This window comes from Actinoplanes sp. CA-131856 (assembly GCF_050956135.1).
Classification (GTDB): Bacteria; Actinomycetota; Actinomycetes; order Mycobacteriales; family Micromonosporaceae; genus Actinoplanes.
Genome location: NZ_CP191849.1, coordinates 6,735,947 through 6,762,703 on the forward strand (window position 1 = coordinate 6,735,947; position 26,757 = coordinate 6,762,703).

29 protein-coding genes are annotated in these 26,757 nt (G+C 70.7%); 16 read left to right on the top strand and 13 right to left on the bottom strand.

Features of this window, described 5'->3' with window-relative positions:
- Positions 1–8 precede the first annotated feature (8 nt).
- The 8 genes from paaD to paaN are packed head-to-tail and all read right to left on the bottom strand — an operon-like array spanning position 9 to position 7,028.
- Positions 9–500: a 1,2-phenylacetyl-CoA epoxidase subunit PaaD gene (gene paaD, locus ACQP2X_RS31275; protein WP_498701084.1), complete on the bottom strand. Its 492-nt coding sequence runs from the start codon at positions 498–500 to the stop codon at positions 9–11.
- Positions 494–1,363, bottom strand: coding sequence for a 1,2-phenylacetyl-CoA epoxidase subunit PaaC (gene paaC / locus ACQP2X_RS31280; protein WP_498687987.1), 870 nt, complete (start codon positions 1,361–1,363; stop codon positions 494–496). The genes paaD and paaC overlap by 7 nt, the downstream gene beginning before the upstream one ends.
- 7 nt (positions 1,364–1,370) lie before the next feature.
- A complete protein-coding gene (gene paaB / locus ACQP2X_RS31285) occupies positions 1,371–1,664 on the bottom strand; it encodes a 1,2-phenylacetyl-CoA epoxidase subunit PaaB (RefSeq protein ID WP_498687989.1) in 294 nt (97 codons plus the stop codon).
- A complete protein-coding gene (gene paaA, locus ACQP2X_RS31290) occupies positions 1,661–2,587 on the bottom strand; it encodes a 1,2-phenylacetyl-CoA epoxidase subunit PaaA (protein WP_498687991.1) in 927 nt (308 codons plus the stop codon). Before paaA ends, paaB begins: the two co-directional genes overlap by 4 nt.
- Positions 2,584–3,447, bottom strand: coding sequence for a 3-hydroxyacyl-CoA dehydrogenase family protein (locus ACQP2X_RS31295; RefSeq protein WP_498687994.1), 864 nt, complete (start codon positions 3,445–3,447; stop codon positions 2,584–2,586). The genes paaA and ACQP2X_RS31295 overlap by 4 nt, the downstream gene beginning before the upstream one ends.
- Entirely contained in the window at positions 3,444–4,172 is a 729-nt protein-coding gene (locus ACQP2X_RS31300) for an enoyl-CoA hydratase/isomerase family protein (protein ID WP_498687995.1), read from the bottom strand. The genes ACQP2X_RS31295 and ACQP2X_RS31300 overlap by 4 nt, the downstream gene beginning before the upstream one ends.
- Complete coding sequence (locus ACQP2X_RS31305; protein WP_498687998.1) at positions 4,169–5,341, bottom strand: thiolase family protein; 1,173 nt, start codon at positions 5,339–5,341, stop codon at positions 4,169–4,171. Before ACQP2X_RS31305 ends, ACQP2X_RS31300 begins: the two co-directional genes overlap by 4 nt.
- Positions 5,334–7,028: a phenylacetic acid degradation protein PaaN gene (paaN, locus tag ACQP2X_RS31310; protein WP_498688001.1), complete on the bottom strand. Its 1,695-nt coding sequence runs from the start codon at positions 7,026–7,028 to the stop codon at positions 5,334–5,336. Before paaN ends, ACQP2X_RS31305 begins: the two co-directional genes overlap by 8 nt.
- A gap of 84 nt (positions 7,029–7,112) precedes the next feature.
- Between paaN and ACQP2X_RS31315 the strand changes: the two genes are divergently transcribed.
- Entirely contained in the window at positions 7,113–7,718 is a 606-nt protein-coding gene (locus tag ACQP2X_RS31315) for a TetR/AcrR family transcriptional regulator (RefSeq protein WP_498688002.1), read from the top strand.
- 11 nt (positions 7,719–7,729) lie between these two features.
- Positions 7,730–8,923 (top strand): glycoside hydrolase family 3 N-terminal domain-containing protein, encoded by a 1,194-nt coding sequence (locus ACQP2X_RS31320; protein ID WP_498688004.1) that lies wholly within the window; start codon positions 7,730–7,732, stop codon positions 8,921–8,923.
- Here ACQP2X_RS31320 and ACQP2X_RS31325 read toward each other — a convergent pair.
- Positions 8,910–9,908, bottom strand: a complete 999-nt coding sequence (locus ACQP2X_RS31325; RefSeq protein WP_498688006.1) for a LacI family DNA-binding transcriptional regulator — start codon at positions 9,906–9,908, stop codon at positions 8,910–8,912. The two genes, ACQP2X_RS31320 and ACQP2X_RS31325, sit on opposite strands and share 14 nt — an antisense overlap.
- Before the next feature lie 82 nt (positions 9,909–9,990).
- On the opposite strand from ACQP2X_RS31325, the gene ACQP2X_RS31330 reads away from it, so the two are divergent.
- The 3 genes from ACQP2X_RS31330 (at position 9,991) to ACQP2X_RS31340 (ending at position 12,814) form a co-directional block, all read left to right on the top strand.
- A complete protein-coding gene (locus tag ACQP2X_RS31330; RefSeq protein WP_498688009.1) occupies positions 9,991–11,160 on the top strand; it encodes a Gfo/Idh/MocA family protein in 1,170 nt (389 codons plus the stop codon).
- Between the two features lie 11 nt (positions 11,161–11,171).
- Positions 11,172–12,173, top strand: a complete 1,002-nt coding sequence (locus tag ACQP2X_RS31335) for a sugar phosphate isomerase/epimerase family protein (RefSeq protein ID WP_498688011.1) — start codon at positions 11,172–11,174, stop codon at positions 12,171–12,173.
- Positions 12,174–12,304: 131 nt separating this feature from the next.
- Positions 12,305–12,814 (top strand): NUDIX hydrolase, encoded by a 510-nt coding sequence (locus ACQP2X_RS31340; protein WP_498688012.1) that lies wholly within the window; start codon positions 12,305–12,307, stop codon positions 12,812–12,814.
- Between the two features lie 19 nt (positions 12,815–12,833).
- On the opposite strand, the gene ACQP2X_RS31345 is transcribed toward ACQP2X_RS31340, so the two are convergent.
- Entirely contained in the window at positions 12,834–13,589 is a 756-nt protein-coding gene (locus ACQP2X_RS31345) for a GntR family transcriptional regulator (RefSeq protein ID WP_498688014.1), read from the bottom strand.
- A gap of 211 nt (positions 13,590–13,800) precedes the next feature.
- Here ACQP2X_RS31345 and ACQP2X_RS31350 point away from each other — a divergent pair, with 211 nt between their 5' ends.
- Genes ACQP2X_RS31350 through ACQP2X_RS31400 form a run of 11 tightly spaced genes read left to right on the top strand, consistent with a single transcriptional unit; the run spans position 13,801 to position 25,684 of the window.
- A complete protein-coding gene (locus ACQP2X_RS31350) occupies positions 13,801–14,904 on the top strand; it encodes a PfkB family carbohydrate kinase (protein WP_498688015.1) in 1,104 nt (367 codons plus the stop codon).
- Positions 14,897–15,754 (top strand): Cgl0159 family (beta/alpha)8-fold protein, encoded by an 858-nt coding sequence (locus ACQP2X_RS31355; protein ID WP_498688016.1) that lies wholly within the window; start codon positions 14,897–14,899, stop codon positions 15,752–15,754. Before ACQP2X_RS31350 ends, ACQP2X_RS31355 begins: the two co-directional genes overlap by 8 nt.
- Entirely contained in the window at positions 15,754–16,641 is an 888-nt protein-coding gene (gene iolB, locus ACQP2X_RS31360) for a 5-deoxy-glucuronate isomerase (protein WP_498688019.1), read from the top strand. Before ACQP2X_RS31355 ends, iolB begins: the two co-directional genes overlap by 1 nt.
- Positions 16,638–18,491 carry a 3D-(3,5/4)-trihydroxycyclohexane-1,2-dione acylhydrolase (decyclizing) gene (gene iolD, locus ACQP2X_RS31365; RefSeq protein ID WP_498688021.1) on the top strand — a complete coding sequence of 618 codons (1,854 nt, stop codon included), beginning with the start codon at positions 16,638–16,640 and terminating at the stop codon, positions 18,489–18,491. The genes iolB and iolD overlap by 4 nt, the downstream gene beginning before the upstream one ends.
- Positions 18,492–18,502: 11 nt before the next feature.
- Positions 18,503–19,999: a CoA-acylating methylmalonate-semialdehyde dehydrogenase gene (locus ACQP2X_RS31370; protein ID WP_498688023.1), complete on the top strand. Its 1,497-nt coding sequence runs from the start codon at positions 18,503–18,505 to the stop codon at positions 19,997–19,999.
- 5 nt (positions 20,000–20,004) lie between these two features.
- Positions 20,005–20,928 (top strand): TIM barrel protein, encoded by a 924-nt coding sequence (locus ACQP2X_RS31375; protein ID WP_498688024.1) that lies wholly within the window; start codon positions 20,005–20,007, stop codon positions 20,926–20,928.
- Positions 20,925–21,917, top strand: coding sequence for a sugar ABC transporter substrate-binding protein (locus ACQP2X_RS31380; RefSeq protein ID WP_498688026.1), 993 nt, complete (start codon positions 20,925–20,927; stop codon positions 21,915–21,917). The genes ACQP2X_RS31375 and ACQP2X_RS31380 overlap by 4 nt, the downstream gene beginning before the upstream one ends.
- 10 nt (positions 21,918–21,927) lie before the next feature.
- On the top strand, positions 21,928–22,983 hold the full coding sequence (locus ACQP2X_RS31385) for an ABC transporter permease (protein ID WP_498688027.1): 1,056 nt from the start codon (positions 21,928–21,930) through the stop codon (positions 22,981–22,983).
- A gap of 3 nt (positions 22,984–22,986) precedes the next feature.
- A complete protein-coding gene (locus ACQP2X_RS31390; protein ID WP_498688029.1) occupies positions 22,987–23,802 on the top strand; it encodes an ATP-binding cassette domain-containing protein in 816 nt (271 codons plus the stop codon).
- Positions 23,803–23,813: 11 nt separating this feature from the next.
- On the top strand, positions 23,814–24,824 hold the full coding sequence (locus ACQP2X_RS31395; RefSeq protein ID WP_498688030.1) for a Gfo/Idh/MocA family protein: 1,011 nt from the start codon (positions 23,814–23,816) through the stop codon (positions 24,822–24,824).
- Positions 24,821–25,684 carry a sugar phosphate isomerase/epimerase family protein gene (locus ACQP2X_RS31400; protein WP_498688032.1) on the top strand — a complete coding sequence of 288 codons (864 nt, stop codon included), beginning with the start codon at positions 24,821–24,823 and terminating at the stop codon, positions 25,682–25,684. Before ACQP2X_RS31395 ends, ACQP2X_RS31400 begins: the two co-directional genes overlap by 4 nt.
- On the opposite strand, the gene ACQP2X_RS31405 is transcribed toward ACQP2X_RS31400, so the two are convergent.
- The 3 genes from ACQP2X_RS31405 to ACQP2X_RS31415 are packed head-to-tail and all read right to left on the bottom strand — an operon-like array spanning position 25,659 to position 26,680.
- Complete coding sequence (locus ACQP2X_RS31405; RefSeq protein WP_498688035.1) at positions 25,659–25,880, bottom strand: hypothetical protein; 222 nt, start codon at positions 25,878–25,880, stop codon at positions 25,659–25,661. The genes ACQP2X_RS31400 and ACQP2X_RS31405 overlap by 26 nt on opposite strands.
- Before the next feature lie 18 nt (positions 25,881–25,898).
- Positions 25,899–26,372 carry an SRPBCC family protein gene (locus tag ACQP2X_RS31410; protein WP_498688037.1) on the bottom strand — a complete coding sequence of 158 codons (474 nt, stop codon included), beginning with the start codon at positions 26,370–26,372 and terminating at the stop codon, positions 25,899–25,901.
- Positions 26,369–26,680: an ArsR/SmtB family transcription factor gene (locus ACQP2X_RS31415; RefSeq protein WP_498688039.1), complete on the bottom strand. Its 312-nt coding sequence runs from the start codon at positions 26,678–26,680 to the stop codon at positions 26,369–26,371. The genes ACQP2X_RS31410 and ACQP2X_RS31415 overlap by 4 nt, the downstream gene beginning before the upstream one ends.
- Between the last annotated feature and the right edge of the window lie 77 nt (positions 26,681–26,757).

Here is a 26,757-nt window from a genome sequence, read left to right on the forward strand (position 1 = left end):
TCCCCCGCTCAGATCGCTTTGACGTGCTCGAACGGTTCGCGACAGGCCGGGCACCGCCGCAGCTCGCGGCAGGCGGTCGCGCTGAACGCCGTGATCAGCTCGGTGCGCGGCTGCCCGCAGCGGGGGCAGGCGACCCCGTCGTCACGGACGCCGAGCGTCAGCGGCACGGGACCGGCCGACCGGCGCGGCGCGGGACCGGGCGGGACGATGCCGGCCTCGGCCAGCTTCGCCCGACCGGACTCGGAGATCCAGTCGGTGGTCCAGGCGGGAGCCAGCACCGTGCGCACCTGGGCCCGCTCGAAGCCGCCGCCCCGCAGCGCCGCGAGCAGGTCGGCCCGGATCGCCTCCATCGCCGGGCATCCCGAATACGTCGGCGTGATGGTCACGACCACCCCGTCCGCGCCTTCCTCGACGTCGCGGATGATGCCCAGCTCGGCCAGGGTCAGCATGGGCAGCTCAGGATCGGTGACGGTGGCGGCGATGTCGGCGGCGCTCACCAGACACCGCCCGGTGTCGCCCGTGCCAGCCCTTGCAGCTCGGCCAGGATCTCGGTGAGCTCCACGCCGTGGACGCCGTCGCGCCCATCCCCGGAACCATCGATCGGAGCCGGCGCCAATGTCGCGACACGGAGGACCTCGGCGATGACCGTGTCGAACTCGTCGCGGAGCTCGGCCGGATCGACCGCCACGTCGAGCTCGGCGAGGCGCCGCTCGACCGGATGCGCCTCGGACAGCTCCCCGGCCAGCGGCAGCACCACGTCGATCGCCGCCTGCATGCGGGCATGGGACAGATCGGTGCCGTCGCCGAGGCGTACCACCCAGCCGGCCGCGTAGTCCCGGTGGTAGCTGACCTCCTTGACGCCCTTGGCGGCGATCGCGGCCACCACGGGGTCGCCGGTGGCGGCCAGCCGGTCGAACAGCGCGAGCCGCCACGTCGAGAAGACCAGCAGCCGGGCCACCAGCTCCGCGAAGTCGGCGTCGGAACGCTCGGCCAGCCGCACGTTGCGGAAGTCGCCCGGGTCACGCAGGTAGGCCAGCTGATCCTCGTCGCGTCCCGAGCCGTCGGCCTCGCCGGCCCGGGTCAGCAGCAGGCGGGCCTGGCCCAGCAGGTCGAGCCCGATGTTGGCCAGGGCCAGCTCGTCCTCGAGCTCGGGCGCGCGGGTCACCCACTGCTGGAGCCGGTGGGACAGGATCAGCGCGTCGTCGCCGAGCATCAGGCAGTAGGCGGCCAGATCGCCGCGGTCGACACCGTCGGGAAAGGCAGTGGGCACGCCGGCCAGCGGGTCGGCGAACCCCGTCCCGTACGCCCAGCGGGCGTCGTCGTCGTGGTCGGTGAGAGCCAGGTAAGCGTCGTCGAAGGACATGGCGGCCTCAGATGTGCGGCACGGAGTCGGGGATGGAGTAGTACGTCGGGTGGCGGTAGGCCTTGTCGCCGCTGGGCGCGAAGAACGCGTCCTTGTCGTCGGGGCCGGAGGTCACCACGTCCTCGGAGCGCACCACCCAGATGCTGACGCCCTCGTTGCGCCTCGTGTAGAGGTCGCGCGCGTGGTGCAGCGCCATCGTGTGGTCGGCCGCCCGCAGCGACCCGACGTGCACGTGGTTGAGCCCTCGCTTGGCCCGCACGAACACCTCGAACAGGGGCCACTCGTGCCGGATCTCGCTCACGCCCGCACCTCCGTCCGCTTGGCCGCGTGCGCCGCGGCCGCTTCCCGCACCCACGCGCCGTCCTCATCGGCCTGCCGGCGGCGCGCGATCCGCTCGGCGTTCATCGGCCCGTCCCCGGAGATCACCCGCTTGAGCTCCGACCAGTCGATCGCGCCGAAGTCGTAGTGCTCCCGCTCGGCGTTCCACCGCAGGTCGGGGTCGGGCAACGTCACACCCAGCGCCTCGGCCTGCGGGACGGTCATGTCGACGAAGCGCTGCCGCAGCTCGTCGTTGGTGTGCCGCTTGATCTTCCAGGCCATCGACTGCGCGGTGTTCGGCGACTCGGCGTCGGGCGGCCCGAACATCATCAGCGACGGCCACCACCAGCGGCCGACGGCGTCGCGCACCATCTCCCGCTGGGCCTCGGTGCCGCGCATCATCGTCATCAGCAGCTCGTAGCCCTGCCGCTGGTGGAAGGACTCCTCCTTGCAGATCCGGATCATCGCCCGCGCGTACGGCCCGTACGAGCTGCGGCACAGCGGCACCTGGTTGCAGATCGCGGCCCCGTCGACGAGCCAGCCGATCACGCCGACGTCGGCGAACGACAGCGTCGGATAGTTGAAGATCGACGAGTACTTCTGCCGGCCTTCGATGAGCCGCCGGGTCAGGTCGCCGCGGTCGGCGCCGAGGGTCTCGGCCGCCGAGTAGAGGTAGAGCCCGTGCCCGGCCTCGTCCTGCACCTTGGCCAGCAGGATCGCCTTGCGGCGCAGCGACGGCGCGCGGGTGATCCAGGCACCCTCGGGCTGCATGCCGATGATCTCGGAGTGGGCGTGCTGGGCGATCTGCCGGATCATCGTCTTGCGGTAGCCGTCGGGCATCCAGTCACGCGGCTCGACCCGCTGGTCCCTGTCGATGATCTCGGTGAAGGCCTGTTCCTCGCTCATGACACCTCCCAGGTGAAGAAGCCCTGCCCGCTCTTGCGCCCGAGCTCGCCGGCGGCCACCTTGTCGCGCAGCAAGCGCGGCGGCGCGAACCGCTCGCCCAGTTCCCGGTGCAGGTGTTCGGCGATGGCCAGCCGCACGTCGAGACCGACCAGGTCGGTCGAGCGCAGCGGCCCCATGGGGTGGCGGTAGCCGAGCTCCATGGCCCGGTCGATCGAGGCCGCGTCGGCCACGCCCTCCTCGAGCATGCGGATGGCCTCGAGCCCGAGCAGCACGCCGAGGCGGCTGGTGGCGAAGCCCGGCGAGTCACGGACCACGACCTCGGTCTTGCCGAGCCCGCCCACCCACGACCGGGTCGCGTCGCGCACGGCGTCGCTGGTCGATGGGCCGAGCACGACCTCGACGAGCTTGCTGCCCGGCACCGGGTTGAAGAAGTGCATGCCGAGGAACCGCTCGGGGCGGCCCAGGCCGTCGGCCAGCCCGGCGATCGACAGCGAGCTGGTGTTGCTGGCCAGCACGGCCTGCTCGCCGACGGCCCGCTCGACTGCGGCCAGCACCCGCACCTTCAGGGCGGGGTCCTCGGGCACGGCCTCGACGACGAGATCGGCGCCCGCGCCCAGGGCGGCCACGTCGTCGAGAAGCACCACCCTCTCCAGGACGGCGTCTTCCGGCTCGCTCAGCATCCCTTTTTCCGAGGCCCGCCGCAGGCCCGCGGCCATCCGGTCGCGGGCGGCCGTCGCGGCGGCCGGGTCGCGCTCGACCAGGCTGACCGTCGCGCCGGCGACCGCGAAGACCTGGGCTATCCCGGCGCCCATGCGGCCGCCGCCGACGACACCGACGAGTTTCGGGACGGAGCCGGTCATGAGCGGCCTCCCGCCAGGAACGCGTCCATGCGCTCGGCCTTCTCGGCCGACTCGAACAGGATCGCCTGCGCGAGGTCGTCGGTGAGCGGATGCCCGCCACCGTCGGCCACGAGTTTCGTCAGCCGCAGGGCGAGCTGCCCGGAGCGGGCCATCCGGTCGAGCAGCTCGTGCGCCCGCTTGAGCAGGTCACCGGCCGGCACCACCTCGGACACCAGGCCGAACCGCAGCGCGTCGTCGGCGTCGAGCCGCCGCCCCGCGAGCAGCACCTGCTTGGCGACTGACGCGCCGGCCAGCTCACGCAGCCGCCAGCAGGCGCCGGCCGCGGCCAGGATGCCGAGACCCGGCTCCGGGTTGCCGAACACCGCCGACGGCGAGGCCAGCCGGATGTCGCACGCGTACGCCAACTCGGCGCCACCGCCGAGCGCGTAGCCGTCCACGGCGGCGACGGTGGGCAGCGGCAGCCGGGCGATCCGGTCGAAGAGCCGGCTGTTGATGCCCTGCAACGCCTGCTCCCGGCCACGCTTCCGCAGCTCGCCGATGTCGGCCCCGGCCGCGAAGGTGCCGCCGTCGCCGGTCAGCAGCAGAAGCCTCGGGCGCTCCTCGAGCGACGCGCAGACCTCGTGCAGCTCACCGACCATTGCCGCGTTTATCGCGTTGCGCGCCTCCGGCCGCCGCAGCGTCACGACGACCCGGTCGTCCAGCTCCTGCACGGCGAGCGTGTTCACGGCCGCTCCAGGAGCATCGCGACGCCCTGGCCGACGCCGACGCAAAGGGTCGCCAGGCCGCGGCGGGCGCCCTCGCGCTCCATGCGGCCCAGCAGGGTCACGGTGATGCGCGCACCCGAACAGCCGAGCGGATGGCCGAGCGCGATCGCGCCGCCGTCGGCGTTCACCCGCTCGTCGTCGAGCTTGAGCCGCCGGATGACGGCCAGGGACTGGACCGCGAACGCCTCGTTCAGCTCGACAGCGTCGAGGTCGCCGACACCCCAGCCGGCCCGGGCCAGCGCCTTCTCCGTGGCCGGCACGGGGCCCAGGCCCATGAGGTGGGGCGCCACGCCGGCGCTGGCCGAGGTGACCACGCGGGCGCGCGGCGTCAGGCCGTACCTCTCGACCGCTTCGCCGCTGGCCACGACGAGGGCGGCCGCGCCGTCGCTGAGCGGCGAGGACGACGCGGCCGTGACGACGCCGTCGCCACGGAAGACCGGCCGCAGTTTGCCGAGCTTTTCCAGGGTGGAGCCACGGCGCGGGATCTCGTCGGCGCCGGCGTCGCCGACCGCGACGATCTCGCCGGCGAACCGGCCCGCGTCGATCGCGGCGATCGCCCGCTCGTGACTGCGCAGCGCGAAGGCGTCGCTCTCGGCGCGGGTGATGCCGTCGAGGGCGGCGACCTCCTCGGCGGTCTCGCCCATGCTGAGGGTGGTGCGGTCGCGCTCCTGGAACACCGGGTTGGTGAAGCGCCACCCCAGCGAGGTGTCGAAGACCTGGCCCGGGCGCGCCCACGGCGTTCCCGGTTTCTCCATCACCCAGGGCGCGCGGGTCATCGACTCGACGCCGCCGGCGACGATCAGGTCGGCCTCGCCGGCCCGGATCGTGTTCGCCGCCGACACGATGGCGGTCAGGCCGCTCGCGCAGAGCCGGTTGACCGTGTAACCGGGCACGCTGTCGGGCAGGCCCGCGAGCAGCGCCGCCATGCGGGCCACGTTGCGGTTGTCCTCGCCGGCCTGGTTGGCCGCGCCGAGCACCACCTCGTCGATCGCCTCGCCGGGCACCCCGGCCCGGCCGGCCGCCTCGCGGACGACCAGGCCGGCGAGATCGTCGGGGCGGACACCGGCGAGTGCACCACCGTATTTGCCCTGCGGGGTGCGCACACCACCGACGAGATAGGCCTCAGGCATCGGTGCTCTCCGCGGCCGGCACGTGGTGGCGGGACTGGACGGTGAAGAAGCGCCCGCTGACGAAGTAGTCGTCGGACAGCGAGGCGGTCGCGGCCGGGTTGGCGCCGCTGCCGTGCAGGTCGCTGAACGCGGCCGTCTGGTTGACGAAGACGCCGCCGGTCAGGTTTTCCGCCAGGTGCACGCCAGCGTCGAGCGCCGCCTCGCGGGCCGCGGCGAGCACGTCGGGCGAGGTCGAGTGGACCATCGCCGTCAGCGCGCCGTGAGCGCGGACGGTCTCGGTGAAGATCTGCAGGCTGTGCGGCGTGGACTCGGTGGCGATGACGAACGAGACCGGGCCGAACCACTCGCGGGTGTACGCCTTGTCGTCGGCCGCGTCGAGCCGCACCACCACCGGGGTGCGGATGGTGGCGCCGGGGTGGTGCTCGTCGGCCACCTCGGCCGACGGATGGATCACGCTGGCCGCCCCGCCGGCCTCGGTGAGCCGGGCCAGCACGCCGTCGTTGACGATCGCGCCGATCGTGCCCGCGGCCCGCGCCGGGTCGCCCAGCAGCTTGTCGAGCGCGGCCGACAGGTCGGCGCCGAACTCCTCGACGCTGCGGCGGCCGGCGTCGGTCACGATGCCGCCCTGGGGAACCAGGATGTTCTGCGGGGTCGTGCACATCTGGCCGCTGTAGAGCGACAGCGAGAACGCCAGGTTGCGCAGCAGACCCTTGTAGTCGGCGGTGGAGTCGACGATGACCGTGTTGAGGCCCGACTTCTCCGTGTAGACGACCGCCTGCCGCGCGTTCGCCTCGAGCCAGTTGCCGAACTCGCTGGAACCGGTGAAGTCGACGATGCGCACGTCGGGATGGGTGGCCAGGGTGGCCGCGATGCCGTCGCCGGGCTCCTCGACCGCGAGCGTGACCAGGTCGGGGCTCAGACCGGCCTCGGACAGCACCTCGCGGCAGATCTGCACGGTGATGGCGAGCGGCAGGACGGCGCCCGGATGCGGCTTCACGATCACCGGGTTGCCGGTGACCAGGCTCGCGAACAGGCCCGGATAGCTGTTCCAGGTCGGGAACGTCGTGCAGCCGATGACCAGGCCGACGCCGCGGCCGACGGCCGTGCTGGTCTTCGCCAGCCGCAGGGGGTCGCCGCCGCGCTGCGGCTTGGCCCACTCGGAGGTGACCGGAATGCGGGTGCTGGCGGCCAGCGCGACGGCCACGGCCTCGAGGGCGCGGTCCTGCGCGTGCGGGCCACCGGCCTGGAACGCCATGACGAAGGCCTGGCCGGTGGTGTGCTGCACCGCGTGGGCCATCTCGAAGCTGCGCGCGTTGATCCGTTTGATGATCTCGACGGCGACGCCCGCGCGGCCCCGCGGCCCGACGGCACGCCAGGCCGGTGTCGCGGCCCGGGCGGCGGCGATCAGCGCGAGCGGGTCGGCCTTGGGATAGCTGACGCCCAGCTCGACGCCGTAGGGTGAGCGCTCGGTGGAGACAGTGCCGTCGGCGCCGGGCACCTCGATCGGGAACGGCTTGCCGAGGAGGGCGCGGAACGCGCGTTCGCCCTCGGGAGCGGCCTCCTCGCCGTACACGGATTTGCTGGGAGACTCGGGAAATGCGGACCAGTAGTCGCGCGCGGAGGCGGCGCGGATCGCTTGATCGAGCAGGTCGGAATGCGTCTCGTACAACTCGGTGGGGGTTGTCATCGTCGCTCCATTGCGTTCGGCTGTGCTCATATTTACCGACCGAACGGCCGGTAATCAAGCCCCGGGAGACAGGATGGCACTGACATGACCCCACCTGCGGCCCCTCGACGGCGCGGACGACCCGGTCATGACCAGGATGCCGTGCTCGCCGCCGCGGTGCGGCTGTTCAACGAGCGGGGCTACGACGCCACCAGCATGTTCGACATCGCCGAGTCGCTGGGCATCACCAAGTCGAGCGTCTACCACCACATCAGCGGCAAGGAGCAGTTGCTCCAGATGGCGATGGACCGGGCGCTCGACGGCCTGTTCGAGGCGGCGGACGAGGTGCGCGCGCTCGATCTGCCCGCGCCGGAGAGGCTGGAGCGGCTCGTGCGGCGCAGCGTGCTGGTGCTGGCCGAGCGCTTCGAATACGTGACAGTGCTTCTGCGCGTACGGGGCAACACCGAGACCGAGCAGCACGCGCTGTCCCGCCGGCGCGACTTCGACACGATCGTCACCGATCTGGTCAAACAGGCACAGGCCGAGGGCGGCGTACGTCCTGACATCGACCCGGCGACCGTCGCGCGCCTGATCCTGGGAATGGTCAACTCGCTCACCGAGTGGTACCGCCCCCGCGCGGGCGGCGCCGAGGCCATCGCCGACGCGCTGACCCGGATAGCGTTCGAAGGGTTGCGTGCGCCCGCGCGCTAGCGTGGGCGCCGATGAAACATTGGCAGAGCCGGGCCGTCACCGCGGCCGCGACGATCTTGGTCCTGACCGCCTGCGGGACGGACGCGGCGCCGGAGAAACCCGTCGCCGCACCGACAAGCGAGAGTCCTTCAGCGTCACCTTCGGCGCCGCCGACGACGCCGACGCCGACGCCCAAGGACTGTGTCACGCGGACGCTGGACGGCCTCGACCTCGCGGGGCGCGCGGGTCAGGTGCTCATGGTCGGCGTGCCGGTCGACACTCCGACCGGCTACGCCAGCGCCGTACGGCAATATCGCCTCGGCGGCGTCTTCCTGCGCGGCCGCAGCACGCACGCCGCCTCCGAGCTGCGCGGCGACATCGCGACCCTTCAGTCGAAGGCGACACTGCCGATGCTGGTCGCCCTCGATCAGGAGGGCGGCAGCGTGCAGACGCTCAAGGGCTCCGACTTCCCGATCCTGCCGTCCGCGGAGCGTCTCGGCGGCGGCCCGATCGCCACCCTGCGCAGCACCACCCAGGACAGCGCGCGCCGGCTCTCGGCCATCGGCGTCAACCTCAACCTCGCCCCGGTCGCCGACACCGTGCCGGCCGACATCGGCAAGGCCAATCCGCCTATCGGCGCCTTCAAGCGGCAGTACGGCTCGGATCCCGCCAAGGTCGCCACAGCGATCAAGACCGTCGTGCCGGCCTCGCAGGACGCCGGAGTCTTCACCACCCTCAAGCACTTCCCCGGGCTCGGCCGAGTGCGGGCCAACACCGACACGTCGACCGATGCCGTCGACAACGTCGCGACGGCCGCCGATTCGTACCTCCAGCCCTTCGCCGCCGGCATCGGCGCGGGCTCGGCCGCCGTCATGATCTCGTCGGCGTCCTACCCTCGCCTGGACAAGGTCAACATCGCGGCCTACTCGAAGACGATCGTGACCGGCCTGCTCCGCGAGAAGCTCGGTTTCCAGGGCCTCGTCATCTCCGATGACCTCGGCGCCGCGGTGGCGGCCAGCAAGTTCCCTCCGGCCGAGCGGGCCGTACGCTTCGTGGCCGCCGGCGGCGACATGGTGCTCACGATCATCCCGTCGCACGCCAAGCCGATGTCGGCCGCGCTCATCGCCAAGGCCGAAAAAGATCAGGATTTCCGGGTACGTCTGGACGACGCCGCCCGCCACGTCCTCCAGACCAAGGAACGGGCCGGCCTGCTCAAGTGCGGCTGACCGGCGCCGCCGTGCTGCCCCGCACGACCAGGTGGGGCACCAGGACGATCTCGGTGCGCCGGGTGCGGCCGCCGTCGAGGCGGGAGACCGCGGCCCGCACGGCGTTGTGGGCCTGGGCCGCGGCGTCCTGGTTGACCGAGGTCAGATCGATGTGCGCCAGGCGGGCCAGCGTGCTGTCGTCGTAGCCGACCACGGAGATCTCGCCGGGCACGTCGACGCCCGCGCGGAGGAAGGCGTCCATCACGCCCACCGCCAGGCGGTCGTTGGAGGCCACGACGGCGGTCGGCCGGTCGGCCGACGCCAGGAGCGCCTTCCCCGCCCGTACACCTCCTTCTTCGGTGTGATCGCCCGGCAGGACCCGCGCCGAGAGGCCGGCCCGGCGCATCGCCCGGCGATAGCCCCGGCGGCGGGCGTCGGCCACGGCACCGGTGCCACCGTCGACGAAGGTGATGCCGGAATGTCCGAGACCGATCAGGTGATCGAGGGCCGCGTCGACGCCCACGTCGTCGGCCGAGCGCACCACGTCGACCTGCGCGTCGCGGGCCATGCGGCCGACCACGACGCACGGAACCTGCTCGGCCAGCTTGTCCAATGACGAGGCGGACGCGTCGGGGCCGAGCAGGATGAGCGCCTCGCAGCGGAAGTCGAGCAGGGTCTCGATGGCGCCGTCCTCGTCACGGTTGCGTGTCAGCGTCGACAGGACCACCTCGTAACCCGAGCGGTCGGCCTCGACGTGCAGCTCCTCGACGAGCTCGGCGTGGAACGGGTTGCGCACGTCGAGCATGACGCCGAGCAGGTGGCGCCGGCGGCGGGCCAGCAGGCTGGCCGTACGGTCGGCGCGGTAGCCCAGCTCGGCCGCGGCGGCCAGCACCCGCTCACGGGTCTCGGCGCTCGGGCCGGGCGCGCCGCGCAGCACCAGTGACACCGACGCGGGCGAGACCCCCACGCGGGCCGCCACGTCCGACAGGCGCGGTCGCTGATCCACTTCGAAGCCCCCTTGACATCCATCGAGATCAACATCGATATTACAGGGGTTCTTAAAGCGCTTTAAAAGCGAGGTCACTCAGATGACGCACCCACCCATCGGCGTGGCCGTGATCGGGGCCGGCATGGTCGGCCGCGCGCACGCCAGCGCCTATCGCAACGCCGCCACCGTCTTCGGCCTCGACCTGCCGGCGCCCCGGCTGGTCGCCATCGCCGACCTGCACGAGCCGTTCGCCGCCGACGCCGCCCGGCGCTACGGCTACGAGCGCACGGAGACCGACTGGCGCGCGGTCGTCGAGTCCCCCGAGGTCGACGCGGTCAGCGTCGCCGTGGCCAACAGCCTGCATCGTGAGGTCGTCGAGGCGGCCCTCGCCGCCGGCAAACACGTCCTCTGCGAAAAGCCGCTAGCGCCCACCGTCCACGACGGCGAGGCGATGGCCGCGGCCGCCGCGGCGGCGCCGGGCCAGGTCGGCGCGGTCGGCTTCACCTTCCGCCGCTCCCCCGCGCTGAACGCCATCAGGAGAGAGGTCGAGGGCCGGCTCGGACCGGTGCGCCACTTCGTCGGCAACTACTGGTGCGACTACGGCTTCGACCCGGCCCGCCCGATGAGCTGGCGCTACCAGGGCGGTCCGGGTTCCGGTGTGCTCGCCGACATCGGCAGCCACCTGACCGACCTGGCCGAGTTCTTCTGCGGGCCGACGGCCGCGGTGCAGGGCACGACGATGGCCACCCTGGTCAAGCAGCGGCCCAAGCCGCTCGGCGTCGCGGTCGGCCACGCCGGGGGCGTCGAGGTCAGCGACGAGCTCGTCCCGGTGGAGAACGAAGACGTCTGCACCTTCACCACGGCGTACGAGAGCGGCGCGGTCGGCACGTTCTCGCTTTCGCGGGTCGCGTTCGGCCACGCCAACTCGCTGCGGGTCGACCTGTTCTGCGAGAACGGGTCCGCCTCGTTCGAGATGACCCGGCCGGCCGAGTTCAGCATCGTCGACGGCAGCGCCGAAACTTCGATCAACGGCGCCCGTACGGTCTTCGTCGGACCCTGGCATCCCTATGTGGCCCACGGCCTGCCCATGGACTTCCCCACCGTCGGCCACGGGCAGAACGACTTCTTCGTCTACCAGGCCCGGGCCTTCCTCGACCAGATCTCCGGCGCCGAGGGCCTGCCGCCCTGCCCCGACCTGGCGCACGGCCTGCACAACCTGCGCGTCCTCGAGGCGGTCGTGTCGGCCGCCGACAAACCCGTCCAGCTCTGAGGAGTCCCCCCATGCGACTCGGCGCCTACACCGCGTGCCTGCACGACCGATCCCTCGACGAGACCCTGAAGATCCTCGGTGAGCTGGGCCTGACCAGCGCCGAGATCAACACCGGCGGCTTCATCGGCGCGCCGCACATCCCCATCGACGACCTGCTGGGCAGTGCCGGCGCCCGTGAGGACTACCTGGGCCGCTACCAGCAGGCGGGCATCACGCTGACCGGCCTGAACGTCAACGGCAACCCGCTCAACCCGGACCCGCGGGTCGGCCCGAAACACGCGGCCGACCTGCGCCGCACGATCGACCTGGCCGCCAAGCTGGGCGTGAAACGGGTGGTCACCATGTCCGGCCTGCCCGGCGGCGAGCCGGGCGCCACGGTGGCCAACTGGGTGGTGAACCCCTGGGACAGCCAATACCTCGACATCCTCGACTACCAGTGGCGCGAGGTGGTAGTCCCGTTCTGGCGCGACATCCAGGCCCGCGCGGCCGACGCCGACGTCAAGGTGTGCATCGAGATGCACCCGCACAACCTGGTCTTCAACCCGCCCACGCTCCTGCGCCTCATCGAGCAGACGAACGCCACCCACGTCGGCGCCGAGATGGACCCGAGCCACCTGTTCTGGCAGGGCATCGACCCGGTGGCCGCCGTCCGCCACCTGGGCGACCGGGTCTTCCACGCGGCCGCCAAAGACACGCGCCTCAACGGCGACAACGTCAAGCTCTACGGCGTCCTCGACGACCGCTTCACCCGCACCCCGGCTGACCGGAACCCCCTGAACCTGGGCGGCGCCAACACCTTGAATCAGTGGCCCGAGAGTCCGTCATGGCAGTTCGTCGCCGTGGGCCGCGGTCACGGCGACGACTTCTGGGTGCCGTTCCTCCAGGCCCTGCACGCCGTAGACCCCGACATCGCCGTCAACATCGAACACGAGGACACCGAGCTCGACCAGATAGAGGGCCTACGCCAGGCCGCCGAAAACCTCCTGTCCGCCGCCCGCAAGGCCGGCGTCTGACCACCCCAGCCACCCCGGAACGTCCCGCGCCGACCGGCCCAGCCGGCGCGGGAGCGCTGCGCCCGGGCGGTGCTGCTGGGCTGTCGGTCGGTTACGGCGGCGGGCTGGATCTTGGGCAGTAGGGTGGGTTCGTGCCTGTTCCCCCCTACGTCGTCCGCATGCGCGCGCATGTCGGTCATGAGCTGTTGTTCCTGCCCAGCGCCAGCGGTGTTGTCGTTGATGATGACGGGCGTGTTCTGCTGGCTCGGCGGGTCGACAACGGGCGGTGGTCGGTGCCGGCCGGGACGGTCGATCCCGGTGAGCAGCCGGCCGAGGCGGCTCTGCGGGAGGTGTTCGAGGAGACCGGGGTTCGGGCGGAGATCGTGCGGGTCGCGGGGGTGGCCACGCATCCGGTGGTCTACCCGAACGGTGACCAGTGCGAGTTCCTCAACGTCTGGTTCCTGTGCCGGGCGCTGTCGACCGAGGCCGGCGTCGCGGACGACGAGTCGCTCGAGGTGGGGTGGTTCGCGCCGGACGCGCTGCCCGCGATCGACGACTGGTCGAAGCTGCGCATCGAGGCCGCGCTGTCCGGGGACACCGCGGCCTGGCATGCCGAGGTGGGCGAGAAACACCCGGCGCTGAACCAGCCGGACGCGCTCTGACAGCTCCGGGCCGGGGCTTCTATCCGGCGGAGAGGTTCAGTTCGAAGCTGTAGCGGCTGGCTCGGTAGACGTGGCTGCCGTATTCGAGGGCTCGGCCTCCCGCGTCCCAGGCTGTGCGGGTCATGGTCAGCAGAGACGCGCCTCGCTTCTCGTCCAAGGTTCGGGCCTCGGCGGCCGTGGCCGAGCGGGCGCCGATCACCTGGGTGGCTATGCGGGGGGTCAGGCCTGAGCGGCGCAGCAACTCGTAGAGGCCATGTGCCGCCAGGTCTTCTCGGGTCAAGCGCAGCACGTCGGTCGGGATCGCGTTGTGCATCAAGGCCAACGGCTCGCCGGCGGCATAGCGCAGACGCTCTATCCAGGTGACCTCGGTTCCCGGTGCCACCTCCAGGGCGGCGGCGATCGGGTCGGGGGCCGGCATCGTGCGCAGCTCCAGCACCTCGGTTCGTGGGGAACGGTCGCCGGCCACCAAGTCGTCGTACAGGCTGGAAAGCTCCACCGGGCGGCGGACCTTCGGATGCACCACCTGCGTGCCCACGCCGCGCTTGCGGACCAGCATGCCCCGCTCGACCAGATATTGGATGGCGCGCCTCGTCGTCGGGCGGGAGACACCCAAGCGCTCGGCCAGGTCCACCTCGTTCTCGATGCGGGCGCCCACACCGATCTCGCCCTTCTCGATCAGCTCCTGCAAACGGCTCGCCACCTGGAAATACAGGGGCACGGGGCTCGTGCGGTCCACCTCGACCGGTCGAAACGGCGGCGACAGGTCCGATGTCACTGCTCCCCCTCGGATCATCAGTTTGTCATGACAAAGTATTGACGTAGACCGCTCCAAGTTATTACATCGAAGGCAGCAAACATAGCGTCGCCGACTGGTTACGAACGGCGATCATCTCGCTAAACGCGCCGGATCCAAGCACGGCACACGGCACGCTTCACCGTGCCCGAAATCTGATCATTCGCCGGAGATCGCAACCGGAGGATCGCGCATGCCCGCGGACGAGGTACTGACGATGGGACGTATCGGCGTCGACCTTTATCCGGAACAGACCGGTGTCTCGTTGCGCGAAGTGCGCACCTTCGCCAAGTTCCTCGGCGGCAGCGCGACCAACGTGGCCGTCGCCGCCGCCCGCTACGGCCGGCGGGCCGCTGTCATCACGCGCACCGGCGACGATCCGTTCGGTGAGTTCCTGCACGACGCGCTGCGCGGGTTCGGAGTGGACGACCGGTTCGTCACGCCGGTCGCGTCGCTGCCCACGCCGGTCACGTTCTGCGAGATCTTTCCGCCGGACGACTTCCCGCTCTACTTCTACCGCTTTCCCAAGGCGCCCGACCTCGAGATCCATCCGTCCGATCTGGATCTCGAGGCGATCAGAGACGCCGCGATCTTCTGGGTCACGGGAACGGGCCTGTCCCAGGAGCCCAGCCGCACCGCCACGCTGACCGCACTCAAATATCGCGGTAAGTCAGGCATAACGGTGTTCGATCTCGACTACCGTCCCATGTTCTGGTCCTCCCGGGCCGAGGCCCGCCGGTGGTACGCCGAAGCGCTGCCCTACGCCACGGTCGCCGTGGGCAACCTCGACGAAGCGGAAACCGCTGTCGGCGTGCGGAAACCGGCCGAGGCGGCGGCGGCGCTGCACGAGGCCGGCGTCGAACTGGCCGTGATCAAACAGGGCCCGGCCGGCGTGCTGGCGTCGAGGGACAGCGCCCACAGAGGCAGGGCCGCGCAAAGCGCGACCGCGCAAAACAAAGGCGCCGGGAACGACGCCGCCGGATACGAAGGCACCGGGAGCAAAGACGCCGGGAACGACGCCGCCGGGAACAAAGGTGCCCGGGACGAAAGCGGGAGCGGGAAGAGCGAGCAGGTCGAGGTGCCTCCGGTGCCGGTCGAGGTGGTCAACGGCCTCGGGGCCGGTGACGCCTTCGGCGGGGCGCTCTGCCATGGCCTGCTCGCCGGATGGGAGCTCGAGGCGACGATGCGCTTCGCCAATGCCGCCGGAGCCATCGTCGCCTCGCGACTGTCCTGCGCCGACGCCATGCCCACCGAGCACGAAGTGCGGGCCCTCATCGAAGGAGCACGGCATGCCTGACCTGGACGGCCTCCTCGACATCCGGACCCGGCGGCCGGCCGCCATCGCCGCCGCGGCCTCCTCCCGGCGGCGGCCGGCGTCGCTGTTCGGGCCGCACGGCAAGATGATGATCATCGCGGCCGATCATCCGGCCCGGGGGGCTCTGCGGGCCGGCGACGATCCCTTGGCCATGGCCAACCGGGTCGACCTGCTCGACCGGCTGCGGACCGCCCTGTCCCGGCCCGGCGTCAACGGCGTCCTCGGCACCCCGGACATCCTCGAGGACCTGCTGCTTCTCGGCGCGCTCGACGACAAGGTCGTCATCGGCTCGATGAACCGGGGCGGCCTGGCCGGCGCCAGCTTCGAGATCGACGACCGGTTCACCGCCTACGACGCCGGCAGCATCGCCGCCGCCGGATACGAGGGCGGCAAGATGCTGCTGCGCATCGACCCCACCGACCCGGGCACCGTCGCCACCCTCGAGGCCTGCGGCAACGCGGTCGGCGCGCTCGCCGCCCGGCGCAAGATGGCCATGGTCGAGCCCTTCATCTCGCACCGGGTCGACGGGCGCGTGCGCAACGAACTGACCGCCGACGCCATGATCCGGGCCGTCACCGTCGCGGCCGGGCTCGGCACGACCTCGGCCTACACCTGGCTCAAGGTGCCGGTCGTCGACGACATGGAGCGGGTGATGGCCGCGACCACGCTGCCGGCGCTCATCCTCGGCGGTGAGGGCGAGGCGGCGTACGCGGCCTGGCGGAAAGCTCTTGATCTGCCGACCGTGCAGGGGCTGGTGATCGGGCGGTCGCTGCTCTACCCCGCCGGCGGCAGCGTGGCCGACGCCGTCGACCGAGCGGTGGGACTGCTGTGATGGCCCGGGTCAATCCCCTGATGCGGCGGGGCAGCACCGCCGACAAGCCGTTCGACCTGGTCGTGACCCCGGAGAACGCCGGCTGGCGGTACAGCGGCCTGCGGGTGCTCGACCTGCCCGTGGGCTCGCGCGCCAAGTTCGTCACCGGCCCGGACGAGATGCTGGTGCTGCCCCTGTCCGGCGGCTGCGACGTGACCTGCGACGACGAGCGGATGACCCTGACCGGCCGGCGGTCGGTCTTCTCCCGGGTCACCGACTTCGCCTACGTTCCCCGCGACTCGACCGTGACCGTCCGCGCGCCCAACGGCGGGCGGTTCGCGCTGCCGGCCGCGCGGGCCAGCAAGCGGCTGCCCTTCCGCTACGGCGCCGCGCAGGACGTGAAGGTCGAGATGCGCGGGGCCGGACAGGCCAGCCGGCAGGTCAACAACTTCTGCACGCCCGAGAACTTCGAGGCCGACCGGCTGATCGCCTGCGAGGTGCTCACCCCCGGCGGCAACTGGTCGTCGTATCCGCCGCACAAGCACGACGAGGTCGGCGAGGGCGAGTCCAGCCTCGAGGAGATCTACTACTTCGAGGTCGCGACGTCGCCGGCGGGCACGTCGGGGTGCGGCTTCCAGCGGGTGTACGGCCACCCGGACCGCCCGATCGACGTATGCGCCGAGGTGCGCTCGGGCGACGTCGTGCTCATCCCGTACGGATGGCACGGGCCGTCGATGGCCGCGCCCGGCTACGACCTCTACTACCTCAACGTGATGGCCGGTCCGGGCCAGCGCGAGTGGCTCGTCCGCGACGACCCGGCCCACGGCTGGGTGCGCGCGTCGTGGACCGGCGTCCCGGTCGATCCGCGGCTGCCGATGACCACCCACACCGAAAGGACCCGTCTGTGAGACTCACCGTGGGGCAGGCCGTGGTGCGGTTCCTGGCCAACCAGTGGACCGAGCGCGACGGCGCCGAGCAGCGGACGATCGCCGGCTGCCTGGGCATCTTCGGGCACGGCAACGTCGCCGGGATCGGCCAGGCCCTCCTTCAGGCGCAGCGCACGCGTGAGGCCGACCTCCCCTATCGGCTGGCCCGCAACGAGCAGGCGATGGTGCACACCGCCGCCGGCTATGCCCGGATGAAAAACCGGCTTTCGACATTGGCCTGTACGGCCTCCATCGGCCCCGGCTCGACCAACATGCTCACCGGCGCCGCGCTGGCCACGGTCAACCGCCTTCCGGTGCTGCTGCTGCCCTCCGACGTCTTCGCCACCCGGGCCGCGTCGCCGGTGCTCCAGGAGCTGGAGGACCCGCGCGGCTACGACGTGTCGGTGAACGACGCCTTCCGGCCGCTGTCCCGCTTCTTCGACCGGATCTGGCGGCCCGAGCAGCTGCCGTCGGCGCTGCTGGCCGCGATGCGGGTGCTGACCGACCCGGCCGAGACCGGCGCGGTCACCCTCTGCCTGCCCCAGGACGTTCAGGCCGAGGCGTACGACTTCCCCGACGCGTTGTTCGCCAAGCGGGTCTGGCACGTGCCCCGCTCCCTCGCCGAGCCGGCCTTCGTGGAGCGGGCGGCCGAGGTGATCCGGGCGGCCGAGCGCCCGCTGATCATCGCCGGGGGCGGCGTCATCTACTCCGAGGCGTCGGCCGAGCTCGACCGGTTCGCCCGCGAGACCGGCATCCCGGTGGCCGACACCCAGGCCGGCAAGGGTGCGCTGAGCTGGGACCACCCGAACTCGGTGGGCGGCGTCGGCTCGACCGGCACGCCGATCGCGAACGAGCTGGCCCGCGAGGCCGACGTGATCATCGGCGTGGGCACGCGGTACAGCGACTTCACGACCGCGTCGCGGACGGCCTTCCAGCATCCGTCGGTCCAGTTCGTGAACATCAACGTGGCCTCGTTCGACGCGCACAAGGAGTCGGCCCATCCGATCCAGGCCGACGCCCGGGCCGGGCTGTCGGAGCTGCTCGCCGCGCTCGACGGCCGGCGGTTCCCGGCCGGCTACCGCGCCGGGGTCGCGTCGTGGCAGGAGACGGTCGACAAGGCGTACCACCTGGGACATGGACCCCTGCCCGCCCAGAGCGAGGTCATCGGGGTCGTGAACGAAGCGTGCGGAGCACGCGACGTCGTGGTCCAGGCGGCCGGGAGCATGCCGGGTGACCTGCAACTGCTGTGGCGGGCCCGCGACCCGAAGCAATATCACGTGGAGTACGGCTACTCGTGCATGGGCTTCGAGATCGCCGGGGCGCTCGGCATCAAGATGGCCGATCCGTCACGCGAGGTCTACGCCCTGGTCGGCGACGGGTCGTACCTGATGATGGCGCAGGAGATCGTCACCGCCGTGGCCGAGGGCATCAAGCTGATCCTGGTGCTGGTGCAGAACCACGGGTTCGCCTCGATCGGCGCCCTGTCGGAGTCGCTCGGCTCGCAGCGGTTCGGGACGAGCTACCAGTTCCGCGGCCCCGACCAGGACTACGACGGCGGCCGGCTGCCGATCGACCTCGCGCTGAACGCGGAGAGCCTGGGCGCCGCCGTGATCCGCTGCCGCACCATCGCCGACCTGCGCGACGGGCTCAAACGGGCGCGGGAGTCCGATCGGCTGACCGTCGTGCACATCGAGACCGACCCGCTGTCGCCGGTGCCGTCCTCCGAATCGTGGTGGGACGTGCCGGTGCCGGAGGTGTCGAACCTGGCCAGCACCCGGTCGGCGCGGGCCGGCTACGACGCCGCGAAACGTGACCAGCGGCAATACCTCTAGGAGAGAACGCCATGGCAACCATCGAGCACTGGATCGACGGCGAGTTCACCGCCGGGTCCGGCGACCGGCGCGGCCGCGTCTACAACCCGGCCACCGGGCAGCAGCAGCACGAGGTGGTGCTGGCCTCCGAGGCCGATGTGGACGCCGCGGTCACGGCCGCCCGCATCGCGTTCCAGACCTGGAGCCAGGCCTCGCTCAGCAAGCGCACGAAGATCATGTTCAACTTCCGCGAGCTGGTCAACGCGAACGTCAAGCAGATCGCGGAGATCATCTCGGACGAGCACGGCAAGGTGCTGTCCGACGCGGCCGGCGAGGTCCAGCGCGGGCTCGAGGTGATCGAGTTCGCCTGCGGCATCCCGCAGATGCTCAAGGGCGAGTACTCCGACCAGGCCTCGACCGACGTGGACGTGTTCAGCTTCCGCGAGCCGCTCGGCGTCTGCGCCGGGATCACGCCGTTCAACTTCCCGGCCATGGTGCCGATGTGGATGTACCCGGTGGCGATCGCCTGCGGCAACACGTTCGTGCTCAAGCCGAGCGAGCGCGACCCGTCGGCCTCGAACTTCATCGCCGGGCTGCTCCGGCAGGCCGGGCTGCCGGACGGCGTCTTCAACGTCGTGCACGGCGACAAGGTGGCGGTCGACGCGCTGCTGCACCACGCCGACGTGGCGGCGGTGTCGTTCGTCGGCTCGACCCCGATCGCCCGCTACATCCACGAGCAGGCCACCTCGCACGGCAAGCGGGTGCAGGCGCTCGGCGGGGCCAAGAACCACGCGATCGTCCTGCCCGACGCCGACCTCGACTTCGCGGCCGGCCACCTGACCGCGGCGGCGTTCGGCTCGGCCGGGGAACGCTGCATGGCGATCTCGGCCGCGGTGGCCGTGGGCGGGGCCGGCGACGCGCTGGTCGACCTGGTGTCGCGCAAGGCGGGCGACGTGGTGGTCGGCTCCGGCCGCGACCCGAAGTCGGAGATGGGGCCGGTGGTGACGGCGGCGGCCAAGCAGCGGATCGAAGGGCTGATCGACAGCGGCGAACGCCAGGGCGCCAAGGTGACGGTGGACGGGCGCGGGCTGCGGGTGCCGGGCTACGAGGACGGGTTCTTCGTCGGGCCGACCGTCATCGACCAGGTGGCGCCGTCGATGGACGTCTACACCGAGGAGATCTTCGGGCCGGTGCTGTCGGTGGTCCGGGCCGACTCCGTGGACGCGGCGATCGACCTGATCAACAGCAATCCGTACGGCAACGGCACCGCGATCTTCACCAACAGCGGCGAGGCGGCACGCCGGTTCCAGCGCGGGGTGCGGGTCGGGATGATCGGCATCAACGTGCCCATCCCGGTGCCGATGGCCTACTACTCCTTCGGCGGCTGGAAGGCGTCGCTGTTCGGCGACAAGCACATCCACGGTCCCGAGGGCGTCTCGTTCTACACGCGCGGCAAGGTCGTCACTTCCCGATGGCCCCACGTCTCCACCACGTCCGACGCGTCCCTCCACTTCCCGACTGCGAGTTGATATTCATGGAAATCCGTCACCTGCAACTCGGCAGCTGCCCCGACTCCTGGGGCGTGTGGTTCGCCGACGACCCGCAGCAGACCCCGTGGGACCGGTTCCTCGACGAGATGGTCGAGGCGGGATATCGGTGGCTGGAGCTTGGTCCGTACGGCTACTTGCCCACCGATCCGTCGCAATTGCGCGATGAGATGCAGTCGCGCGGATTGTCGTGTGCGGGCGGGACGGTCGCGGGCGCCGGCGGACCGCACAAGGACTTCGACGCGGTGCTCGCCGAGACGCGCAAGGTCGCCGCCCTGACCGCTGCGGTCGGCGCGCAAAATGTCGTTTTTGTTCCCGTGCCTGGCTATCGCGATGACAAAACGGGCGCGTATCTCGAACCCGCGACTCTCGGCGAGGACGCCTGGGCCGCTCTGATCAGGAACACCAACACTCTCGGGCGGGTGCTCCTCGAAGAATACGGGGTTCACATGCGCTTCCACCCGCATGCGGACTACCAGGTGGAGACCCAGCAGCAGACGGAGCGCTTCCTGGACGAGACCGATCCGCGCTTCGTCTCGCTCTGCCTCGACACCGGCCACCTGGCCTACCGGCGGGCCGACGTCCCCGGCCTGATCCGGAAATATCCCGAACGTGTGGGCTATGTCCATATCAAGCAGATGGATCCGGCCATCGCCCGGCGGGCCGTGGCCGAGGACCTCGCCTTCGGCCAGGCCGTCGCCATGGGCGCCAGCGTCGAGCCGCCGGCCGGCGAACCCGACATTCCCTCCGTGCTCGACGCGCTCAGTGAGCTCGACGCCGAGATCTTCGTCGTCGTCGAGCAGGACATGTACCCGGTCGACTTCGACGTCCCGCTCCCCATCGCGCAGCGGACCCGCGCCTATCTCAATTCCCGCGGACTCACGTCCCGTCCCTCAGGAGAGAAGATATGACCGCTCGGAGAAGCACCTTCCGGATCGCCGCCCTCGGCGCGGCCGTGGTCCTCGCCGCCACCGCGTGCAGCGGCGGCGGACGCGAGAAGACCGAAGAGAGCGATACCGGCGGCGGCAACGCCGCGGGCAGCTCCGGTTACACGATCGCCTTCATCACGCACGAGACGCCGGGCGACACGTTCTGGGACAAGGTGAAGAACGGCGCCAACCAGGCCGCCAAGGACACCGGGGTCACCCTGAAGTACTCCAACGACCCCGAGGCGCCCAAGCAGGCCGTGCTGATCCAGAACGCGGTCGACTCCAAGGTCAACGGCATCGCCACCACCCTGGTCACGCCGGACGCCCTGGCCGGCGCGGTCAAGGCGGCGACCGACGCCAAGATCCCGGTGGTCGGCTTCAACTCCGGCATCAACGAATATCAGCGGCTCGGCGCGCTGATGTACTTCGGCTCGGACGAGACGCTGGCCGGCACCGAGGCCGGCAAGAGGCTGGCCGAGCAGGGCGCCAAGCACCCGCTCTGCGTCATCCAGCAGACCGGCTCGGTCGCCCTCGAGGCGCGCTGCGCGGGCGTGAAGAGCTCCGTCCCCGGCACCGAGAACATCCAGGTCAACGGGGCCGACGACGCGGCCGTGACCTCGACCCTGCAGGCGAAGCTGGCGCAGGACAAGTCGATCGACGCCATCGTCACGCTCGGCGCACCGCAGGCGCTCGACGCCATCAAGGCCCGGCAGCAGTCCGGAAGCCAGGCCAAGCTGGTCACCTTCGACCTCAACGAGCAGGCCGCCACCGAGATCAAGAGTGGCAACATCCTCTTCTCGATCGACCAGCAGCCGTACGTGCAGGGCTACATGGCCGTCACCTCGCTCTACCTGAACCTCAAGAACGGCAACGACATCGGCGGCGGCAAGGCGGTGCTGACCGGCCCGTCCTTCGTGGACTCGACGAACATCGACAAGATCCTGCCCTTCACCAAGAACAACACACGGTAGAGGTGCCGTCATGACCCAGACAGTCGCCCCGGCGCCCTCCTCCCACTCGGCCGATCGGGTCCGGCCCGCCCTGGCCAGCCGGCTCATGGCGCGCCCCGAGATCGGTGCCCTGGTCGCCGCGGTCATCATCTTCATCTTCTTCCTGGTGCTGGCGCCCTCGTTCCGCTCGGCCGAGTCGTTCTTCACCGTCCTCTACCAGTCGTCGGTGATCGGCATCGTGGCCGTCGGTGTCGGCCTGCTGATGATCGGCGGGGAGTTCGACCTCTCCTCGGGCGTCATCGTCTACACGGCCGGGCTGTTCAGCTCGATGTTCTGCTGGTACTACGGGGTCAACCTGTGGCTCGGCGCGGCCCTGTCGCTGGCGTTCTGCCTGCTGATCGGCTTCATCAACGGCTATCTCGTGATGAAGACCGGCATTCCGAGCTTCCTCATCACGCTGGGCACCTTCTTCGTGCTCCAGGGGGCCAACCTGGGCGTGACCAAGTTGGTCACCGGGACGGTCTCCACCCCCGACATCAGCAACATCGACGGCTTCGACTCGCTCGGCACGATCTTCGCGTCCAGCTTCAAGATCGGGTCGGTCACGATCTGGACGTCGGTGCTCTGGTGGATCTTCTTCGTGGCGCTCGCCGCCTGGACGCTGCAACGCACCCGCGTCGGCAACTGGATCTTCGCGGTGGGCGGTAACCCGGACAGCGCCCGCGCGGTCGGCGTGCCGGTGGTCCGTACGAAAATCGGTCTCTTCATGGTCGTGTCGTTCCTGGGCTGGTTCGTCGGGATGCACCAGCTCTTCCGGTTCAACACGCTCCAGGCCGGCGGCGGCGTCGGCAACGAGTTCCTCTACATCATCGCCGCCGTCGTCGGTGGCACGCTGCTGACCGGCGGTTTCGGCAACGCGATCGGCGTGGCCATCGGCGCCTTCATCTTCGGCATGACCAGCCTCGGCATCATCTACGCGGGCTGGGACCCGAACTGGTTCAAGGCCTTCCTCGGCGTCATGCTCCTGCTCGCCGTGCTGGTGAACCTCTACGTCAAACGGATGTCCACCAGAAGGAAGGTGGGTTGAGCCATGACCGACACTCTGGCCGAGCACGCCGACAAGGGCCTGCACCGGGGCGAACCGCTCGTCGAGATGGAGGGCGTCGGCAAGTCGTACGGCGCCATCCGCGCCCTGCGCGGCATCAACCTGAGGGTCAACGCGGGCGAGGTCACCTGCGTGCTCGGTGACAACGGCGCCGGCAAGTCCACCCTGATCAAAATCATCTCGGGCCTGCACCCGCACAACGAGGGCAGCCTGCGGGTCGACGGCAAAGAGGTCAACTTCGGCTCGCCGCGGGAGGCCCTGGCCCACGGCATCGCCACCGTCTATCAGGACCTGGCCGTGGTCGGGCTGATGGAGGTGTGGCGCAACTTCTTCCTCGGCTCCGAGCTGACCGCGGGCAAATATCCGCTGGCCGGGCTCAAGGTGAGGCAGATGCGGGAGATCGCCGACGCCGAGCTGCGCAAGATGGGCATCGTCGTCAAGGACATCAACCAGCCGATCGGGACGCTCTCCGGCGGCCAGCGCCAGTGCGTGGCCATCGCCCGGGCCGTCTACTTCGGGGCCCGGGTGCTGATCCTCGACGAGCCGACGGCGGCGCTGGGCGTCAAGCAGTCCGGGGTGGTCCTCAAATATGTGGCGGCGGCCCGCGACGCCGGCCTCGGGGTCGTGTTCATCACGCACAACCCGCACCACGCGTACATGGTCGGCGACCACTTCGTGATCCTCAAGCTCGGTACGACCGCGCTGGACAAGACCCGCAAACAGGTCGGCCTCGACGAGCTGACCCAGCAGATGGCCGGCGGCGACGAGCTGGCCGAGCTGTCGCACGAGCTGAAGCGCTGAGGAGAGTGCCCATGCTGAAGGTCGGAGTGATCGGCACCGGGATGATCGGGCAGGACCACATCCGCCGGATGACGACGGTGCTGGCCGGAGTCGAGGTGACGGCGGTGACGGACGTCGACACCACGGTGGCCGCCTCGGTCGGCGCGCGGATCGGCGCCCGGGTCCACGCCTCCGGGTCCTCGGTGATCGGCGCGGCGGAGGTGGACGCGGTAGTGGTCTGCTCGTGGGGGCCGACCCACGAGGAGTACGTGCTGGCCGCGATCGCCGCGGGCAAGCCGGTGTTCTGCGAGAAGCCGCTGGCCACCACCCAGGAGGCCTGCCTGCGCATCCTCGACGCCGAGGTCGCCGCGGGCCGGCGCCTGGTTCAGGTCGGCTATATGCGCCGTTACGACGCGGAATACCGCGCGCTGAAATCGTCCCTCGCCGTCATCGGCCGGCCGCTCATGATGCACTGCGCTCACCGCAACGCCAGCGTGCCCTCGTTCTACGAGAAGGAGATGGCGATCACCGACACGGCGGTGCACGAGATCGACATGGTGCGCTGGCTGTTCGACGACGAGGTGGCGGCCGTCCGCGTGCTGGTGCCGCGCCGCAGCGGCAACGGCGGGGAGTTGCAGGACCCGCTGTTCGTGGTCATGGAGATGGCCGGCGGGGTGCTGGTCGACGTGGAGATCTCGGTGAACATCCGCTACGGCTACGACATCCGGGGCGAGGTGGTCGGCGAGAACGGCACGGCCGCGCTGGGCAACGCCTCGCTGGTGACGATCCGCCACGGCGGTGTCGCGGCCGGCCCGGTGCCGGTCGACTGGCGGGAGCGCTTCCTGCGGGCGTACGACGTCGAGTTCCAGGAGTGGATCGACTCGCTGACCGCCGGTGGCCGGCCGGTCGGCCCGAGCGCCTGGGACGGCTACGCGGCGGCGGTGGTGTCGGACGCGGGCGTGGCCGCCCTGCGGACCGGCGAGCGGGTGCCGGTGACGCTGGTGGAACGCCCGAAGCTGTACGGGGCGGAGGTGGCCGCGTGAAGATCGCCCTCGACCCGTACATGCTGCGGAAGGTCCCGCTGCTCGACCTGCCGCGCGTGGTGGCCGACCTGGGCTACCACTACATCGAGATGTCCCCGCGCGACGACTTCCTGCCGTTCTTCGTCCACCCCCGGGTGGACAACGCCGGGGTGACGGCGTTCCGGCGGGCCCTGGCCGCGGCGTCGGTCGAGGTGGCGTCGGTGCTGCCGCTCTACCGGTGGTCGGGCCCGACCGAGGAGGCCCGCCAGGCGGCGGTGCGCTACTGGAAGAGGGCCATCGAGATCACGGTGGACCTCGGGGTGACCGTGATGAACTCGGAGTTCAACGGCCGTCCCGACCAGCCGGACGAGTCGGAGGCCCTGTTCTGGCGCTCGATGGAGGAGCTGCTGCCGATCTTCGAGCGGGAGGGCGTCCGGCTGGTGCTCGAGCCGCACCCGGACGACTTCATCGAGGAGGGCCTGGCCGCGATCGACATGATCCGCGGCATCGACTCGGAGCTGGTGTCGTTCCTCTACTGCGCCCCGCACACGTTCCACCAGGGCGGAGACCTCGAGGCGATCATGAGGTACGCCGGTCCGCTGCTCACGCAGGTCCACATCGCCGACTCGTTCGACTTCCGCGGATCATCCGGCCTGCGCTACATCGTCAACCCGCCCGGCTCGACGGCCCGCGTCCACCAGCATCTGGACATCGGCCAGGGCGAGGTCGACTGGGACGTCTTCTTCCGGACCCTGCACTCGCTCGACTTCGACGGGACCGCGACGGTGTGCGTGTTCGCGTGGGAGGAGAGGGCGGAGGACAGCGCCCGCTACAACCTGAGCCAGATCACCCAGTTCACCCAGAAGCACGGATCCGCGTGACGAGCGCCTCCACATCGACCGGAGCGTCGGTGCGAACCCGCAGGACAGTCCCCAGTCCGAGCGGTTCCGCACCGGCGCTCCACGTCGCCCAGTTCGCAGCCAGACTTTGCGCATCGCGGTAGTAGCCCGGCCGTCGCCGCGCCGCGAACCGCCTCCGGGCCACCTCGGCCGGCACTTCACACCAGATCTCGGTCACGCTGCGCGCTTCACCTCGTCAGGCGATAAGTGCGGCGTAACGGTTCAGGTAGAGCGTCCAGCCCTGGTCGGCGTCGACGCCGCCGTGGACGGACTCCCAGCCGGGGCCGTGCCGGTCGATGTGACGGTGTTCCAGCTCGACGCGTGTCTGATCGGGACCTTCGGCGATGAAGCGGACCTCGACCTCGCTGGCGTTGTCAGGGTCGAGCTCGACGGTCCACTGTGGCCCGATATCCCAGCTGAACACGACCCGGTTCGGCGGCTCGTAGACGAGGATCCGCGCCCACCGGCATTCCGTGCCGTCCTCGGCGCGGTCGACGATGTTCCCGCCGACCCGAGGCTCGAACACCGTCTCGACGATGGGCGAGCTCATGATGTTGTGCTCGCGCGGCTTGAAGTCACCGAACCGCTTCGTGAACACCTCGAAGGCCCGCTCGACAGGCGCCTTGACCACGATCCGCCGCACCACCGTGGGCGCCGATGTCTCCGTCATGGTTCTTCCCCCTCAACGGTCTCTTGATAGCCCCGGAGCGCCCGGCTCCAGAACGCGTCCAACTGGTCGCGCAGCGCCGCCACCCCGGCCGGGTTGAGCCGGTAGACCCGCCGGGTGCCGGCCGCCTCGTCGTCGACGAGCCCCGCGTCCTTGAGCACCCGCAGATGCTGCGACACCGCCGGCCGGCTGATCGGCAGCTCCCCGGCCAGCTCACCGACGGCCCGCGGCCCGTCGGCCAGACAGGCGACGATGGCCCGCCGGGTCGGATCCCCGAGGACCTCCCACCCGTCCGCTCGGTAAGTCGCCACGAACCGTAAGCTACGACTTACCAAAGACGAAGTCAACAGCCCTCTCGCCGCGCCCGCCACGGTGACCAGCCGCTGCT

Excerpts from the sequence above, each read along its gene's own strand:
- paaC (WP_498687987.1), bottom strand. The coding sequence starts at position 1,363 with ATGTCCTTCGACGACGCTTACCTGGCTCTCACCGACCACGACGACGAC.
- paaA (WP_498687991.1), bottom strand. The coding sequence starts at position 2,587 with ATGAGCGAGGAACAGGCCTTCACCGAGATCATCGACAGGGACCAGCGG.
- ACQP2X_RS31295 (WP_498687994.1), bottom strand. The coding sequence starts at position 3,447 with ATGACCGGCTCCGTCCCGAAACTCGTCGGTGTCGTCGGCGGCGGCCGC.
- ACQP2X_RS31305 (WP_498687998.1), bottom strand. The coding sequence starts at position 5,341 with ATGCCTGAGGCCTATCTCGTCGGTGGTGTGCGCACCCCGCAGGGCAAA.
- paaN (WP_498688001.1), bottom strand. The coding sequence starts at position 7,028 with ATGACAACCCCCACCGAGTTGTACGAGACGCATTCCGACCTGCTCGAT.
- ACQP2X_RS31315 (WP_498688002.1), top strand. The coding sequence starts at position 7,113 with ATGACCCCACCTGCGGCCCCTCGACGGCGCGGACGACCCGGTCATGAC.
- ACQP2X_RS31320 (WP_498688004.1), top strand. The coding sequence starts at position 7,730 with ATGAAACATTGGCAGAGCCGGGCCGTCACCGCGGCCGCGACGATCTTG.
- ACQP2X_RS31330 (WP_498688009.1), top strand. The coding sequence starts at position 9,991 with ATGACGCACCCACCCATCGGCGTGGCCGTGATCGGGGCCGGCATGGTC.
- ACQP2X_RS31335 (WP_498688011.1), top strand. The coding sequence starts at position 11,172 with ATGCGACTCGGCGCCTACACCGCGTGCCTGCACGACCGATCCCTCGAC.
- ACQP2X_RS31350 (WP_498688015.1), top strand. The coding sequence starts at position 13,801 with ATGCCCGCGGACGAGGTACTGACGATGGGACGTATCGGCGTCGACCTT.
- ACQP2X_RS31355 (WP_498688016.1), top strand. The coding sequence starts at position 14,897 with ATGCCTGACCTGGACGGCCTCCTCGACATCCGGACCCGGCGGCCGGCC.
- iolB (WP_498688019.1), top strand. The coding sequence starts at position 15,754 with ATGGCCCGGGTCAATCCCCTGATGCGGCGGGGCAGCACCGCCGACAAG.
- ACQP2X_RS31370 (WP_498688023.1), top strand. The coding sequence starts at position 18,503 with ATGGCAACCATCGAGCACTGGATCGACGGCGAGTTCACCGCCGGGTCC.
- ACQP2X_RS31375 (WP_498688024.1), top strand. The coding sequence starts at position 20,005 with ATGGAAATCCGTCACCTGCAACTCGGCAGCTGCCCCGACTCCTGGGGC.
- ACQP2X_RS31380 (WP_498688026.1), top strand. The coding sequence starts at position 20,925 with ATGACCGCTCGGAGAAGCACCTTCCGGATCGCCGCCCTCGGCGCGGCC.
- ACQP2X_RS31385 (WP_498688027.1), top strand. The coding sequence starts at position 21,928 with ATGACCCAGACAGTCGCCCCGGCGCCCTCCTCCCACTCGGCCGATCGG.
- ACQP2X_RS31390 (WP_498688029.1), top strand. The coding sequence starts at position 22,987 with ATGACCGACACTCTGGCCGAGCACGCCGACAAGGGCCTGCACCGGGGC.
- ACQP2X_RS31395 (WP_498688030.1), top strand. The coding sequence starts at position 23,814 with ATGCTGAAGGTCGGAGTGATCGGCACCGGGATGATCGGGCAGGACCAC.
- ACQP2X_RS31410 (WP_498688037.1), bottom strand. The coding sequence starts at position 26,372 with ATGACGGAGACATCGGCGCCCACGGTGGTGCGGCGGATCGTGGTCAAG.